This is a genomic window from Pseudarthrobacter sp. NPDC092439 (assembly GCF_044754945.1).
Taxonomy (GTDB): Bacteria; Actinomycetota; Actinomycetes; order Actinomycetales; family Micrococcaceae; genus Arthrobacter.
In genome coordinates this window covers 670,183-685,109 of sequence record NZ_JBIVQB010000002.1, presented here as the reverse complement: position 1 = coordinate 685,109, position 14,927 = coordinate 670,183, and the positions used below count along the sequence as shown (strand labels likewise).

At 65.6% G+C, this 14,927-nt stretch carries 12 protein-coding genes and 1 tRNA gene; 5 read left to right on the top strand and 8 right to left on the bottom strand.

Features of this window, described 5'->3' with window-relative positions:
- The first annotated feature begins 13 nt into the window (after positions 1-13).
- On the top strand, positions 14-1,477 hold the full coding sequence (locus tag ACIQCM_RS08015) for an amino acid permease (protein WP_400605405.1): 1,464 nt from the start codon (positions 14-16) through the stop codon (positions 1,475-1,477).
- Positions 1,478-1,807: 330 nt separating this feature from the next.
- On the top strand, positions 1,808-5,338 hold the full coding sequence (locus tag ACIQCM_RS08010; RefSeq protein WP_400605403.1) for a bifunctional proline dehydrogenase/L-glutamate gamma-semialdehyde dehydrogenase: 3,531 nt from the start codon (positions 1,808-1,810) through the stop codon (positions 5,336-5,338).
- A 79-nt stretch (positions 5,339-5,417) separates the two neighbouring features.
- Here ACIQCM_RS08010 and ACIQCM_RS08005 read toward each other — a convergent pair whose 3' ends face one another.
- The 4 genes from ACIQCM_RS08005 to ACIQCM_RS07990 form a co-directional block, all read right to left on the bottom strand.
- A complete protein-coding gene (locus tag ACIQCM_RS08005; RefSeq protein WP_400605401.1) occupies positions 5,418-5,732 on the bottom strand; it encodes a hypothetical protein in 315 nt (104 codons plus the stop codon).
- 201 nt (positions 5,733-5,933) lie between these two features.
- On the bottom strand, positions 5,934-7,463 hold the full coding sequence (locus ACIQCM_RS08000; RefSeq protein WP_400605399.1) for a tripartite tricarboxylate transporter permease: 1,530 nt from the start codon (positions 7,461-7,463) through the stop codon (positions 5,934-5,936).
- A complete protein-coding gene (locus tag ACIQCM_RS07995) occupies positions 7,460-8,011 on the bottom strand; it encodes a tripartite tricarboxylate transporter TctB family protein (protein WP_400605397.1) in 552 nt (183 codons plus the stop codon). The genes ACIQCM_RS08000 and ACIQCM_RS07995 overlap by 4 nt, the downstream gene beginning before the upstream one ends.
- Before the next feature lie 61 nt (positions 8,012-8,072).
- Positions 8,073-9,044, bottom strand: coding sequence for a Bug family tripartite tricarboxylate transporter substrate binding protein (locus ACIQCM_RS07990; RefSeq protein ID WP_400605395.1), 972 nt, complete (start codon positions 9,042-9,044; stop codon positions 8,073-8,075).
- Positions 9,045-9,262: 218 nt separating this feature from the next.
- On the opposite strand from ACIQCM_RS07990, the gene ACIQCM_RS07985 reads away from it, so the two are divergent.
- On the top strand, positions 9,263-10,135 hold the full coding sequence (locus ACIQCM_RS07985; protein ID WP_400605393.1) for a shikimate dehydrogenase: 873 nt from the start codon (positions 9,263-9,265) through the stop codon (positions 10,133-10,135).
- Positions 10,136-10,145: 10 nt separating this feature from the next.
- Complete coding sequence (locus tag ACIQCM_RS07980) at positions 10,146-10,940, top strand: IclR family transcriptional regulator C-terminal domain-containing protein (RefSeq protein ID WP_400605391.1); 795 nt, start codon at positions 10,146-10,148, stop codon at positions 10,938-10,940.
- Here the strand turns inward: ACIQCM_RS07980 and ACIQCM_RS07975 are convergent.
- Positions 10,937-11,788, bottom strand: coding sequence for a LysR substrate-binding domain-containing protein (locus ACIQCM_RS07975; protein ID WP_400605389.1), 852 nt, complete (start codon positions 11,786-11,788; stop codon positions 10,937-10,939). The genes ACIQCM_RS07980 and ACIQCM_RS07975 overlap by 4 nt on opposite strands.
- Positions 11,789-11,923: 135 nt before the next feature.
- Between ACIQCM_RS07975 and ACIQCM_RS07970 the strand changes: the two genes are divergently transcribed.
- Entirely contained in the window at positions 11,924-13,291 is a 1,368-nt protein-coding gene (locus ACIQCM_RS07970; RefSeq protein WP_400605387.1) for an MFS transporter, read from the top strand.
- Between the two features lie 8 nt (positions 13,292-13,299).
- Here ACIQCM_RS07970 and ACIQCM_RS07965 read toward each other — a convergent pair whose 3' ends face one another.
- The 3 genes from ACIQCM_RS07965 to ACIQCM_RS07955 all read right to left on the bottom strand — a co-directional run bounded on the left by ACIQCM_RS07965 (position 13,300) and on the right by ACIQCM_RS07955 (position 14,773).
- Positions 13,300-14,454, bottom strand: a complete 1,155-nt coding sequence (locus ACIQCM_RS07965; RefSeq protein ID WP_400605385.1) for a N(5)-(carboxyethyl)ornithine synthase — start codon at positions 14,452-14,454, stop codon at positions 13,300-13,302.
- The gene (locus tag ACIQCM_RS07960; RefSeq protein ID WP_400605384.1) at positions 14,451-14,591 is read right to left on the bottom strand and encodes a hypothetical protein; all 141 of its coding nucleotides are present in this window, start codon (positions 14,589-14,591) and stop codon (positions 14,451-14,453) included. Before ACIQCM_RS07960 ends, ACIQCM_RS07965 begins: the two co-directional genes overlap by 4 nt.
- Before the next feature lie 108 nt (positions 14,592-14,699).
- A tRNA-Gly gene (locus ACIQCM_RS07955) sits at positions 14,700-14,773 on the bottom strand.
- Positions 14,774-14,927 lie beyond the last annotated feature (154 nt).

The following is a 14,927-nucleotide window of genomic DNA, read 5'->3' as shown; positions in this document are numbered from 1 at the left end:
GCAGGAGTTCCTGATGAGCAGCAGAGACATGTCCCAATCAGTCATGCGGCGCAAGCCGATCGACGACATCGAGGAAGAGAACAAACACAGCGGCCTCTTCAAATCCCTGGGGCTCTGGCAGCTGACGGCGATCGGCGTTGGCGGCATTATCGGCGTTGGAATCTTTTCGCTGGCGGGCCTGGTGGCGGCGGGCAGCGAGAGCAACCCAGGCGTAGGGCCGGCCGTGCTGTTCTCCTTCCTGATTGCAGGCCTCGCCTCCGCAGCCGCCGCGCTGTCCTACGCCGAGTTCGCGGGCATGATTCCGCGTGCCGGCTCGGCCTACACCTACGGGTACGTGGCGCTCGGCGAGATCATCGGCTGGTTCATCGGCTGGGACCTGCTGCTGGAGTACATCGCCATCGTGGCCGTGGTGGCCATCGGCATTTCGGGTTACTTCGACGCCTTCCTCTCGGGCATCGGCATCCATATGCCTGTCTGGATGACCTCGACGGCGGATGAGGGCAAGGGCGGCATCGTCAACATCCCCGCCATCCTCGTCTGCCTCCTGGTCACCTGGATCCTTTCCCGCGGCACCAAGGCCTTTGGCCGGTTTGAGTTGGTGGCTGTTGCCGTCAAGGTCCTGCTGATCCTTTTCATCATCGGGCTCGGCGTCTTCTACATCGACACCAACAACTACAACCCGTTCATGCCCAGCGGGTTCGGCCCGGTCCTGGCCGGCGCCGCGACCGTCTTCTTCGCCGTGTTCGGTTACGACGCCATGAGCACCGCGGCAGAAGAGGCCACCGACGGCAAGAAGCACATGCCCAAGGCAATCATCCTGTCCCTGATCGTGGCCATGCTGCTGTATGTCGCCGCGACTCTGGTGCTGACCGGAATGCAGAACTACAGCGAGATCGACCCCAAGGCGGGCTTCGCATCCGCGTTCACTTCCGTGGGACTCCCCGTCATTGCCACGATCATCTCCGTGTTCGCGGTGCTGTCCATCCTCACCGTAATGCTCACCTTCCTCCTGGGCGTCACCCGCGTCTGGTTCGCCATGAGCCGGGACGGCCTGCTGCCGGGCTGGTTCGCAAAAACCGACCACCACGGCACGCCCCAGCGCGTCACCTGGATCGCAGGCGTCGCCTCAGCCTTCCTGGCCGGTGTTTTCCCCATCAAGGAAGTGGCGGACCTGACGAACATCGGCATCCTGGCGGCGTTCGTCGTCGTCTGCCTCTCGGTGATCATCTTCCGCTACAAGCGCCCCGACGCCCCGCGCACCTTCCGCCTGCCGCTGATGCCGCTGGTTCCCGCCTTCGGCGTTCTGGCCTCCGCTTTCCTGATGTTCCAGCTGCACTGGGAGACCTGGGTGCGGTTCGGCGTCTGGCTGGTCATCGGCCTGGCCATTTACTTCTTCTACGGCCGCCGCAACTCGCTGATGAACCCCAACAGCCCGCGGCACGAGGAGATCGTGGAGATGCACCGCCCCCTCCCGTAAACCCGCCCCGGACGCTCTCTCACCTAACGTCGGTTACACCCGGACGCTCTCTCACCAAACGTCGGTTACACCCGGACGCTCTCTCACTTAACGTCAGTTAGACCCGGACGCTCTCTCACCCCAGACAGGCGGTGAGAGAGCGTTTCCGGTTTTTCGGCTTCAGGTGGGAGAGCGTCCCTGCTTTTGTTGCATTAGGTGAGAGAGGGTCGCCGCGGAAGCGTTGGTTTTTCTAATCAGTATTGCTTAGAAAAGATCGCTTTATCTTATGTGAATCCCGGCCCATACTGATGGAAAGACCTCCTAGAACCACAGGAAAGAACGGGAAGAACCATGACCCACGTTGCAATCGAACCTGCAGTCGCCGGCGGCACCGCGCCGCGGACTGTCGACGTCGATGTGCCCCAGGCCAAAGCCCTGGCCGCTGACGCTGTCGCCCTGGTCCGCCACTGGCTGACCGAGGCATCCAAAGTGCCCGTGGACGCCTCGGCGCAGCAGCTCGCCGGCGTCCTCAAGGACCCGAACGGCCTGGAATTCACCGTCGGCTTCGTCGACGGCGTCGTTCGTCCGGAAGACCTGAACGTCGCCGCCAGGAACCTCGCGAAGCTTGCGCCCAAGGTTCCGGCGTTCCTGCCCTGGTACATGCGCAGCGCCGTCGCGCTCGGCGGCACCATGGCCCCGGTGATGCCGCAGGTTGTCATCCCCATCGCCCGCAAGGTCCTCCGCGAGATGGTGGGCCACCTGATCGTCGATGCCACCGACGCAAAGCTAGGCCCGGCCATCGCCAAGATCAGGAAGGACGGCATCAAGCTCAACGTCAACCTCCTTGGCGAGGCGGTCCTCGGCGAACACGAGGCATCCCGCCGGCTCGAAGGCACGCACACGCTGCTGGCCCGTCCGGACGTGGACTACGTGTCCATCAAGGTCTCCTCCACTGTGGCCCCGCACTCCGCCTGGGCCTTCGACGAGGCCGTGGAGCACGTCGTCGAAAAGCTCACCCCGCTGTTCCAGCGCGCCAACGCCTTTGCGCGCGCCGGGAGCAGCACCGGCGGAACGGCCAAGTTCATCAACCTGGACATGGAGGAGTACAAGGACCTGGACATGACCATCGCGGTCTTCACCCGGATCCTGGACAAGCCCGAGTTCAAGAATCTCGAAGCCGGGATCGTGCTCCAGGCCTACCTTCCCGACGCCCTGTCCGCCATGATCCGGCTGCAGGACTGGGCAGCCGAACGCCGCGCCAACGGCGGGGCCGCCATCAAGGTCCGCGTGGTCAAGGGCGCCAACCTGCCCATGGAGCAGGTGGAAGCCTCCCTGCATGACTGGCCCCTGGCAACCTGGGGCACCAAGCAGGACTCCGACACCAGCTACAAGAGCGTCATCAACTACGCCCTCCACCCGGAACGGATCAAGAACATCCGGATCGGCGTGGCCGGCCACAACCTGTTCGACATTGCCTTCGCCTGGCTCCTGGCCAAGCAGCGCGGCATCGCGGATACCGCACAGCAGAGTATCGAATTCGAGATGCTGCTGGGCATGGCGCAGGGCCAGGCCGAAGCCGTCAAGAAGGACGTCGGCTCGCTGCTGCTCTACACCCCCGTGGTGCACCCGTCCGAGTTCGACGTGGCCATCGCCTACCTGATCCGCCGTCTGGAAGAGGGCGCGAGCCAGGAAAACTTCATGTCAGCGGTCTTCGAGCTCAGTGAAAACGAAGCCCTGTTCGAGCGCGAGAAACAGCGTTTCCTCTCCTCCCTGGAAGCACTGGATAACAGTGTCCCGCCGGCCAACCGCCGGCAGGACCGGAACCTCCCGCCGGTTCCGATGCCGCACACCGGCTTCCGGAACACCCCGGATACCGACCCCGCGCTCCCGGCCAACCGCGACTGGGGCCGGGCCATCCTGGAGCGCGTTCCCTCTTCCACGCTGGGCAACGCTTCAGTGCAGGCCGCCGTAATCAATGACGAGGCCACGCTCAACACGGCCATCAAGACCGCCGTCGAAAAGGGCAAGGCCTGGGGCGAACTCTCCGGCAACGAACGGGCAGAGATCCTGCACCGTGCCGGCGACATCCTGGAGGCCCGCCGCGCCGACCTCCTCGAAGTCATGGCCAGCGAAACCGGCAAGACCATCGACCAGGGCGATCCCGAGGTCAGCGAGGCCGTGGACTTCGCGCACTACTACGCCGAGTCCGCGCGGAAGCTGGACGAGGTCGACGGCGCCACGTTCGTCCCTGCCAAGCTCACCGTTGTCACTCCGCCATGGAATTTCCCGGTGGCCATCCCGGCAGGGTCCACCCTCGCGGCACTCGCCGCCGGCTCCGCCGTCGTCATCAAGCCGGCAAAGCAGGCCGCGCGAAGCGGAGCCGTGATGGTCGAAGCCCTCTGGGAAGCGGGCGTCCCGAAGGACGTGCTGACCATGGTTCAACTGGGGGAACGCGAGCTCGGCAAGCAGCTCATCTCCCACCCGGCCGTAGACCGAGTCATCCTCACCGGCGGCTACGAGACCGCAGAGCTGTTCCGCTCCTTCCGCAAGGACCTGCCGCTGCTGGCCGAAACCAGCGGCAAGAACGCCATCATCGTCACCCCCAGCGCAGACCTGGACCTGGCAGCCAAGGACGTGGCCTACTCCGCGTTCGGCCACGCCGGCCAGAAGTGCTCCGCCGCCTCGCTGGTGATCCTGGTGGGCTCCGTGGCCAAGTCCAACCGGTTCCACAACCAGCTCATCGACGCCGTCACTTCGCTCAAAGTGGGCTACCCGCAGGACCCCACCAGCCAGATGGGCCCCATCATCGAGCCGGCGAGCGGCAAGCTCCTGAACGCGCTCACCACCCTGGGCGAGGGCGAAACCTGGGCGGTTGAACCCAAGCAGCTGGACAGCACCGGAAAGCTGTGGAGCCCCGGGGTGCGCTACGGCGTCAAGCGCGGTTCCTACTTCCACCTGACCGAGTTCTTTGGGCCGGTCCTGGGCGTGATGACCGCAGAGACCCTGGAAGAGGCAATCGCCATCCAGAACCAGATCGAGTACGGCCTCACCGCCGGCCTGCACTCCCTGAACTCGGAGGAGCTGGGTATCTGGCTGGACTCCATCCAGGCCGGCAACCTCTATGCGAACCGCGGCATCACCGGTGCCATTGTGCAGCGCCAGCCGTTCGGCGGCTGGAAGAAGTCCGCTGTCGGTGCGGGCACCAAGGCCGGCGGTCCCAACTACCTGGCCGGCCTGGGCGACTGGGTTTCGGCGGAGAGCACAGCCACGGCCGCGGTAACCCACGCCGGCGTCAGGCGCCTTCTCAACGCCGCCGGTGCCGCACTGCAGCCGGCCGAACTTGACTCCGTGAACCGTGCGCTGGCGTCCGACGCCGCCGCCTGGGCAGACGAGTTCGGCACGGCCAAGGACGTGTCCGGCCTGAGCGCGGAACGCAACATCTTCCGCTACCGCAGCCTGCCGGTCACCATCCGCCTCTCCGAGGGTGAGCCGCTGGCGCACCTGGTCCGGACTGCAGCAGCCGGCGTCCTGGCGGGCTCCGCGCTGACGGTGTCCGCCGCCGTCGAACTTCCCGCCCAGGTCCACGCCGTACTCACTGGCCTGGACGTCAGCGTCACCGTGGAGTCCGACGCCGAATGGCTGGCATCCGCGGGCCGGCTCGCCCAGGCGGGCAAGCTCTCAGGAGCGCGCATCCGCCTCATTGGCGGCGACGCGGCGGCGCTCGCGGAGGCCACGGGCGGACGTCCCGACCTGGCCGTTTACACGCACCCGGTCACCGAGGCCGGGCGCGTGGAGCTGCTGCCGTTCCTGCACGAACAGGCCGTCAGCATCACCGCCCACCGGTTCGGCACCCCGAACCACCTGTCGGACGCGCTGATCTAGGTTCTTCGGCAATGGGCTGAACAAGCAGCAGGCCGGGCACCCACGGAATGTGGGTGCCCGGCCTGCTGTGCCAATGCGGTCAGCCCAGATACCAGCCGGGCGGCGTCCAGGTGAGCGGCACGCTGTGGGCCGAGAAATCCTCGCAGCCGGTGCACGTGTAGGCCACTTCGCCGAGTGCGGCAACGGCGCCGTCGCGGCGGTAAGTGGGCGGGATGTAGGACTCGAGGTAGATGAACTCGTCCGTTCGGCATTTGTCGCAGGTGGGCCGGCCGATGTATCCGGAGTCCACGGTTGCTCTGCCGGTGCCGAGCATGGACTGGCGTGTGGCTGGCCGTGCGGTGCGGTGCGGACGTGCGTGGGGCGTCGTCGAATGAATGTTGCTGGCTGTCGTCATTGGCTGCCTGTCCCGGGCGTCGAAACCTGGCCTGCTGGGCGCGCCCGTGTTGTTGTGCCGGCCGTTGCTTGACCTTGGGAAAATCAGCATAGATGACGCAAGCTTCCTGCATCAATGGAAATTTTGCAGCGCGGGGCCATATTCGGCCCAATCCCAGGGGTACTGGGCCGGATATGACCCCGCGCTGCGAGGGGTGTCAGGTCAGTGCGCCGTAAGCTGGCCGGCTCCCGCGGAGGCTGCCTTGCGGCGCTTGGCCTGGACACGCAGCGGCGGGACCACCAGGGCCGCCACGGAAATGGCCAGGAGCACCAGGGCGATTGGGCTGGTGAACACCGAGGCCCAGCCGTCCGTGATCAGTGCCCGGCGGAGGTTGGCCTCGGCCAGGGGGCCCAGGATCAGGCCCAATACTGCCGGTCCCGGCGGGAAGCCGAAGCGCAGCATGAACAGGCCCACGGCGGCGAAGATCATCATCATGAAGACGTCGAAGACGCTGTTGTTGATGGAGTAGGTACCCACCATGCAGAAAATCAGGATGATCACCCAGAGGTAGTGGCTGGGAAGTTCCAGCAGCTTGACCATGCCCCTCATCCGCAGCAGGCTCAGTCCCAGCGTCAGGATGGTGGCGATCAGCATGATGGCCACCAGCGAGGACACCAGGTCCGGCCTGCTGCTGAACAGGGTGGGGCCGGGCTGGATGCCCCAGATCATCATGGAACCGATCATCACGGCCATGACGGAATCGCCAGGCACGCCCAGTGCCATGGTGGTGGTGACGCTTCCACCAAGGGTGGCGGTGCTGGAGGTGTCACCGGCCGTCAGGCCTTCGAGCGAGCCCTTGCCGAATTCCTCGGGGTGCTTGGAGACCTTGCGGGCGTTGTCCCAGGCGATGATGCCGGCGATGTCGCCGCCCACGGCCGGTACCAGCCCGACTATGGAGCCGGTGACTGCGCCAATTCCCATGGGCTTGAACAGCCGCTGCATGAGTTTTCGCCCTGGCATCCACTGCCCCAGCTGGGAGATGGGCTTGACGTGGTGTTCGTGCCGCCGCCGGGTGAGGATCTGGTTGAGGACCTCCGCCACGCCAAAGAATCCGATGATCACGGGAATGAACGGAATGCCGCCGTTCAGTTCCAGGACGTTCAGGGTGAAGCGGGCGTCGCCTGTGATGGGGTCGCGGCCAACCGTGGCCAGCAGCAGTCCGAAGGCTCCTGCGGCCAGTCCCTTGAGGATACGTCCGGAGGACACGCCCACCATCATGGTCAGGCCGAACACCACCAGGGCAAACATCTCCGGCGGGCCGAACTGGCGGGCGAACTCGGAGAGCGGGACGGCGGCGACGGCGAGGATCAGGATGCCAAAAAGCATGCCGAATGCGGAGCCGAATGCCGATGTTGTCAGCGCGAGGCCGGCCTTGCCCTTGAGCGCCAACGGATAGCCGTCGAACGTGGTGGAGATGGACGCCGGTGTGCCTGGGGTATTGATCAGGATGGCCGGAACCCGGTCCCCGAACTGCGCGGCCACATAGATGGTCAGGAGGACGGCCAGGCCCTGGATGGGTTCAAGCGTCAGCGTGAATCCGCTGGCGAGGGCCACGGCCATCGTGGCGGTGACGCCGGGGAAGGCACCCACAAGCATGCCCACGAGGATGCCCAGGCCGATGTACAGGAGGGTGTCCACCTGGAGGACGGCAAGAATGCCGTCTGTGACTGGAGAAGCGGCAATCTGGATCATAGGTTCACCCGCAATGCGACAACGAAGAGGAAATGGAGAAGCGCGGCCACGATGGCGGGAAACACGATCAGCGGTTTCCAGCCGCGTCCGCCGTACAGGAACGTGAGTCCGGCTGTGGCTGCCAGGGTGATGAGCCAGAACTGGAGGACATTCCAGAGCAGCAGGTAGCCCACCAGGATGGCGGCCGTGGCCAGCATGCGCCCTACGCCCCAGCCAGTAAGAGGCTCGGGAAGGTTGGCCCGGCTTACGCCGCGCAATACGTTGACAACCACCTGCAGGAGCCCGACGGCGACCAGCGCCCAGGCGAGCATGGTGGGCCAAAACGGGGGGCCCAGTTCCACGCGGACACCTGAGCGGATGGCCTGCGCAAGGACCAGGATGAGCACGCCGAAACCAATGGTGACGGCGGCCGGAACCAGTTCGCGGATGCGGTGCGCCCGGTCCGTGACCAGCGACTCGGGGGCTGGATGGATGTGCGCTTCGGCGTGGTCCTGCTCAGGATTTGACGGATCCATCGCCGCCGGGGGGAGCGCTGCGGAATCGTTCATGGGAGTTTCCTAACTGGTACCGGGGCCGGCCGCCGGAGGGCGGCCGGCCCCGATTCAGGAGCTATTTTCCTTGCGCCAACTTGATCCACGGGCCGTAGCGGTCGGCCTCTTCGTCAAGGAATGCCTTCATTTCTTCGGAGTCCTTGAAGGTGGGGACCAGGTTGGAGCTTTCGATGACCTTCCGGTACTCCGGGTCCTCGACGGCCTTGCCCATGGCCTCGGACAGCTTCTTCACCACGTCCTCCGGCGTTCCGGCCGGGGCCATGATGCCTACCCAGGAGGCGTTCTGGAGGTCGATGCCCTCCTCCTTGGCGGTGGGGACATCCGGGTTCTTGGGATCCCGTTCATCCGTGAGCATGGCCAGGTAGCGCAGCTTGCCGGCGTCCACCTGGTTCTTCTGGGTGCCGATGGCGTCGATGGAGAAGTCGACGTCACCTGCGGCCGCGGCCGCGACTGCCGGTGCGGAGCCGTCGAACGGGACGGAGGTCAGTTCGATGCCGGCCAGTTCCTGGAGGCCCTGCGCCGGCGAGTCCCAGACCGAGCCGACGCCGGGGCTGGAGTAGGTCACCTTTCCGGGGTTGGCCTTGGCGTCCGCCACCAGGTCCTTGAGCGACTTGTAGGGGCTGTCCACCGGAACCGCGATGGCGCCGGGACCGGCCAGGCCCTGGCCGATGGGCTCGTAGTTGGACGGGTCGATGTCGTAGTCCTGGAACTGGAGCGTGGCCACTTCCACACCCATCATCGACAGGTTGTAGCCGTCCGGCTTCTGGTCCTTGAGCCAGTTGTAGGCCACGGAGCCGTTGGCGCCGGGCTTGTTCTCGACGATGACCTCAACGCCAAGCTCCTTTTCCAGGATCGGCGCGATGGTGCGGGCGGTGAGGTCGCCCGAACCGCCCGCGGCCCAGGGAACGGTCAGCCTGATGTCCTGGCTCGGAAATTCAGCGTCAGCATTGCTGTTGTTGCCGGATGCACAGCCGCTGAGGACCATGAGGCCCATGGTCCCCACGGCCAGTGATTTGATGAAGGCTTTCATTTACGGTGGCTCCTTTGATTTCCGTAACGGGGTGCAACGCGGCCCTTCTTTGGGCGGCGTACTGGCTTTAGTTGTCGATCTTGTGCGCTAGGCGAACATATGTGCATAAATCGAACACTACCTGTAATGTAGTTCACACCGGGGGCCCCGGGCAATGCCTGCGCCCCAATCGTGACCAACGGGCCGTTTATTGCGGTGGTTTACAGGAGGGCGTGCGCATGAGTGCAGTCTCGGAATCGTATTTGGTTGGGCTGATCGGGGAGGGGACATCCCACTCCCTGACCCCCGCCCTGCACGAGCGGGAAGCCGATTGCTTTGGCCTCAGGTACCTATATCGCCCCGTAGACCTGACGGTCCTGAACCGCCCGGCCGCCGATGTGGGGAAGCTGCTGCAGGCTGGCCGGGACCTTGGATTCAACGCGTTCAACATCACGGTGCCGGCCAAGCAGGTGGTGCTTCAGTACCTGGATGAATTATCGGACGACGCCGCGCGGCTGGGTGCCGTCAACACCGTCCTGATCAGGGGCGGCCGGTTTATCGGCCACAACACCGACTATTCAGGCTTCGGCACGGCCCTTCAGGAAGGTCTTCCAGACGCGGAATTGGACCAAGTGGTGCAGTTGGGTGCCGGGGGCGCCGGTGCTGCCGTCGCCTACGCGCTGCTTGCGGCAGGCGCCAAGTCCCTGATCCTGGCGGACATTGACCCGGTGCGGGCCGCGGAGCGGGCCGCCGCGATGTCCAGGCTCTTTCCGGGCCGCGACATCCGCCAGGTACCGCTCGACAACGCCGCGGAGGCGCTGGCGGATGCGGACGGACTGGTCAACGCCAGTCCCGTCGGGATGCAGGGCCACGCCGGCATGCCGCTGGATCCGTCCGTCATCAAGCCGCGCCAATGGGTGGCGGACATCATCTACCGTCCTATCCAGACCGAATTGCTCAAGGCCGCCGCAGACAAAGGCTGCCGGGTGCTGGACGGCGGGCACATGGCGGTAGGCCAGGCCGTTGACGCCTTCCGCCTCATCACAGGCCTTGAACCACAGGCCCCCCGCATGCGGGAGCACTTCCTCAGCCTGCTCCGGCAGGGCAGGTAATGTAGCAGCCGTGAGCGCCGTCGAGGAAGAGCCCGCGCCTCCCCACTTTGTGAAGTCCGTGGAGAAGACGTTCGCGGTGCTGCTCGCCTTCACCTCCAAGGAACCACGGCTGACGGTTACCCAAGTGGCCGGACGGGCAGACCTCAGCCGCGCCGCCGCCCGGCGCTTCCTGCTCACCCTCACCGACCTTGGCTACCTGCGTGCTGAGGGAAATTTCTTTGAACTGACGCCCCGCACCCTCGACATCGGTGCTTCCTTCATGGCCAACCTGACACTGCCGCGGATCGCCGAACCGCATCTGAAGACGCTGGCGGCGGAGCTTGACGAGACCACGTCGCTGTGCATCCTGGACCGGGATGACGTCGTCTACGTTGCGCGGGTGGCGGCGCCCCGGCTCCTGAGTGTTTCCATCAATGTCGGAACGCGCTTCCCGGCGTGGGCCACCTCAATGGGCCGGGTCCTGCTGGCGGGGCTCGCCGGCCATGAGCTGGACGCCTATCTGGAGACCGTCCAGCTGCGGCCCTTCACGGACCACACTGTGAGCACTATCGACGAGCTCCGGACGGCGGTGGATGCCGCCCGCCAGGCCGGGTGGGCCATTGTTTCGGGTGAGCTTGAGGAGGGCCTTCGCGGAGTTGCCGTGCCGGTGTGGCGGGGGAGCCAGGTGGTGGCAGCCCTGAATGTGTCGCTGCAACGACACCGGATCGGGCCGGGGGAGATCGAAAAGAGCATCGTGCCGCTGCTGCTGGACGCGGCCCGCCATATTGGCGACGACTATGGCGGACGCAGCCCGCACAGGAGTTAAGGCTGCTTCAGGGCGCGGCCCAGGATGGCCTGGGTCAGCGCATCCACCACCTCCGTGTTGGCCAGCGGGTTGCGGAGCAGGGTGAAATCGACGTCGCCTACCGGGGGCAGGTCAAAGCGTCGGGTGATGATCTTCAGGTCCTCCGGAACCAGCGACGATGGCATCACCGCCACCCCGATGCCGGCCCGGACCGCGGCCAGGACGCCGCTGATCTGCCGGGTGGTGCAAGTGATGCGCCACGTCCGGCCATGGGCCTCCAGCGCGTCGATAGCCAGCTTCCGGCTCAGGCTCGGCGCCGGGTAGGAGATCAGCGGCACCGGATGCCCCGGTTCAAGGTTGGTCTGTTCCAGCCCCACCCACGCGAACGAGTCGTGCTGTACCGGCGTGCCCTCCTTGGCGCCCGCGACCCACTTGACGAAGACCAGATCGAGCTGGCCTGCGTTGAGCCGGCGGTATAGCTGGTCGCTTTGGCCCACCGTGAGCTCCAGGTTGATCTGCGGATAGACCTGGCGGAACTCGCGCAGGATGCGCGGGAGGCCGGTGATGGCAAGGTCGTCGGCCGTCCCAAAGCGCAGCCGGCCACGCATGGCAGAGCCGGAGAAGTAGCGCGCTGCAGCATCGTGCGCCGAGAGGATGGTGCGCGCGAATCCTGCCATCGCGTCTCCGTTGTCCGTCAGCCTAACTTCACGCGTGTCCCTGGCGATCAGCCCGCGCCTGGCGGCGGCTTCGAGCTTGCGGACGTGCTGGCTGATGGTGGGCTGGGCAAGTCCCAGGCGTTCGGCCGCCTTGGTGAAGCTTTGGGTTTCCGCCACGGCCAGGAACGAACGGAGCTGGGCTGGGTCGAACACTGCGGGACCTCCGGTGCGGGAAACTTACTCATTACGTTCTGCAATGGGAGTTATAGGGGCGATGCCCCTCCATAATCGCGTGCACCCACCCTAGCGTTAAGCACATCCCGACCGCCCGTTTGTGAGGACCTTCCTGTGGCATCCCCTGCGCCATCACCGGCCACCGTCAGCCAGCCCGTCACCGACCCCGCGCTCCACCAAACCCAGCCCGTCGCCGTCGTACCCCAGCACCTTCCCTGGCGCCATACCTTCATCTCGCTGAAGGTCCCCAACTTCCGCATCTTTGCCATCGGCCATTTCGTGGCCGTCATTGCCCTGTGGATGCAGCGCATTGCACAGGACTGGCTGGTGCTGCAGCTGTCCGGTTCCGTGACCGCGGTGGGCATCACTGTTGCACTGCAGTTCCTGCCGTCCCTGCTGCTGGGGCCGTGGGGCGGGATGGTGGCTGACCGGTTCGCGAAGCTGAAGGTGCTGATTCTTTGCCAAGGGATGGCTGCCGTCCTGGCAGCGGCCCTCGCGGTGCTGGCCCTCAGCGGTGCCATCGAGGTGTGGCACGTCTACGGGATAGCTCTGGTTCTTGGCCTGGTCACGGTGCTGGACCAGCCTGCCCGCCAGGTGTTCGTCCATGAACTGGTGGGGCCGGCGTATCTGCGCAACGCCATCAGCGTCAACTCGACCACCTTCCAGCTGGGCGGGCTCATCGGCCCGGCCCTGGCCGGGCTGCTCCTGACTGCCGTAGGGGCCGGCTGGGCCTTCGTGGCCAACGCCGCGGCCTGCTGTTCCACGGTGGTGGCGCTGCTGGTCCTGCGCCGCGACCAGTTGTTCGTCAGTCCACCCGTGCCCGGAAGCAAGGGCATGCTCCGTGCCGGACTGCGCTATGCGCTGGGCAAGCCGACCATCTTCTGGCCCTGGCTGATGGCAGGTTTCGTCGCCGTCTTCGCATTGGGCCTGCCGGTGCTGCTTGCCGCCTTCGCGGACCATGTTTTCAACATCGGAGCCGGCGGATACGGCCTCCTCAACGCGCTGGTGGCCCTTGGTGCGCTGACCGGCGCCGTCGCGTCGACCCGGCGCCGCCAGCTGCGGCTGCGGTCGGTTGTGTTCTGCGCCGGAATGTACGGCACCATGCTGTGCCTGGCTGCGCTTGCACCGTCCCTGGCTTGGTTCGGTGCAGCGATGGTCCTCTCCGGGTTCTGGTGCCTCTTGTTCCTGACAGCAGCCAACCAGCTGGTCCAGGTCAGCTCGAACATGGGAATCCGCGGCCGCGTCATGAGCCTATACATCATGGTGCTGATGGGCGGACAGGCTATCGGCGGGCCCATGATCGGCTGGATCGCTGAACATGCAGGCCCGCAGCTTGCCCTGACCGTCTCCGGCGGTGTACCCGCGCTCGCGGCGGTGACAGTCGCCGCCGTGCTTGCGAGGAAGGGTTCGCTGCGCCTGAAGGTGGACGTGAAGGACCGCCGCCACCCGGTGCGGATCATCAGCCGCGCGATGCCCGCCTGACGCTGCCTTTAGGCTGGAAGGTGCGGGTACTCCGCGGCGCGCCCCTGGAACTCGAGCACGTCCTTGTTGCGGATGACGCCGTCGTGGATTTCGATGGCCCGGGAGATGGTGTCGTTGCCTTCCCAGGCCGCAGGGCCGCCGATGACCGTCTCCAGGAACGGCAGCAGCGCCAGGCTGATCTCCCACGTGGACGAATTCCAGAGGTAGGACGGGCTGTGGTCCACGGCGTAGTAGCCAATGTGGTTCCCCACCGTGAACATGGGCTCGGCGAAGGTGGTGCAGCGGGCCCAGCTAAAGCCCATGCCCTCCTCGCAGGAAACATCAACGATCAGGCTGCCCGGGCTGAAAGCGTCCAGGTCAGCTGTCCGAAGGTACGTCAGCGGATTGTTCGGGTCCTGCAGCGTGCAGTTGACCACAATGTCGCTCTCAGCCAGGAACGGTGCCAGGGGAACCCTGCCACGCTCGGTGATGACCTGGCTCAGGAAGGGGGCTTCGGCGTCGTGGTCAAACTGGACGATGTTGACCGAGTGGATCGGGGCGCCCACAGCGGCCACTTCCCGGTTGGTCAGCACCTGTACGTCGTGAATGCCGTGGGCGTTCAGCGCTGTCACGGCACCGCGGGCGGTGGCACCAAAACCGATGACGACGGCGCTTAGCCGCCGCCCGTAATCGCCCGTCGATCCGGCCAGGGCAAGGGCATGCAGTACCGAGCAATAGCCGGCCAGTTCGTTGTTCTTGTGGAACACGTGCAGCCCGAAGCCGCCGTCGCTGGCCCAGTGGTTCATGGCCTCAAAGGCGATCAGGGTCAGCTTCTTGTCTACCGCAAGCTGGGTGATGGCACGGTCCTGGACGCAATGCGGCCAGCCCCACAGGACCTGGCCGTCCCGCAGGTCAGCCAGGTCCTCAGGCTGGGGTTTTGGCAGAAGCACGACGTCGGCCTCCGCCAGCAGCGCTTCCCGGCCCGCCATCCTGCCCACAAGGGTGGAGAGGTGGGCATCGGAGACGCCGAAACGCTCGCCGTAGCCCTGCTCGAGGATGATACGGCGCCGGACTTCGGGGGAGACGCGCTCAAAATGCAGCGGATGGATGGGAAGGCGGCGTTCGTCCGGTTTACGTGTGGACGCCAGGACGCCGAGGGTTAGTTGGCTCTGTAGGCCGGTCACTTCTTTTTGGCGGCCTTGCCGGAGGTGATGTCCAGGGAACTCGCCGGTGCTGCGGCTGCGCGCTTATCTGCGCGCTTTTCCTTGATGGACTTGCCGGATTTTTTGGATGCTGCTTGACGGGGGGACTTGTCAGCCATGGTTGCTCCTGTAGTGGAACCGAATAGGTTCCTGACTACTGACGATACATGGCCGTACCTAATGGGAGGCGGCCGGCAACCGGGGAATTGTGGCAACCGGGGGAAGTGTGGAGCGGCTGACGGGAATCGAACCCGCGTATCAAGCTTGGGAAGCTAGCGCTCTACCATTGAGCTACAGCCGCGACGCCCCGCGTGCGGGGCAGGACTTAGCTTAGCGCAGATCAGCGCAGCACCCGCCAACCGCTGCCTCCGGAGGCCGTGTCCTGTTGCTTCCTGCGTCATCCAGTAACTCTTCAATAACGTCCGCCGCCCTGGTTAGGACCCGCCGCGCGGCGC

What these genes read in the sequence shown, in the direction of transcription:
- ACIQCM_RS08015 (WP_400605405.1), top strand. Translation starts at nt 14, where the DNA reads ATGAGCAGCAGAGACATGTCCCAATCAGTCATGCGGCGCAAGCCGATC.
- ACIQCM_RS08010 (WP_400605403.1), top strand. Translation starts at nt 1,808, where the DNA reads ATGACCCACGTTGCAATCGAACCTGCAGTCGCCGGCGGCACCGCGCCG.
- ACIQCM_RS08005 (WP_400605401.1), bottom strand. Translation starts at nt 5,732, where the DNA reads ATGACGACAGCCAGCAACATTCATTCGACGACGCCCCACGCACGTCCG.
- ACIQCM_RS08000 (WP_400605399.1), bottom strand. Translation starts at nt 7,463, where the DNA reads ATGATCCAGATTGCCGCTTCTCCAGTCACAGACGGCATTCTTGCCGTC.
- ACIQCM_RS07995 (WP_400605397.1), bottom strand. Translation starts at nt 8,011, where the DNA reads ATGAACGATTCCGCAGCGCTCCCCCCGGCGGCGATGGATCCGTCAAAT.
- ACIQCM_RS07990 (WP_400605395.1), bottom strand. Translation starts at nt 9,044, where the DNA reads ATGAAAGCCTTCATCAAATCACTGGCCGTGGGGACCATGGGCCTCATG.
- ACIQCM_RS07985 (WP_400605393.1), top strand. Translation starts at nt 9,263, where the DNA reads ATGAGTGCAGTCTCGGAATCGTATTTGGTTGGGCTGATCGGGGAGGGG.
- ACIQCM_RS07960 (WP_400605384.1), bottom strand. Translation starts at nt 14,591, where the DNA reads ATGGCTGACAAGTCCCCCCGTCAAGCAGCATCCAAAAAATCCGGCAAG.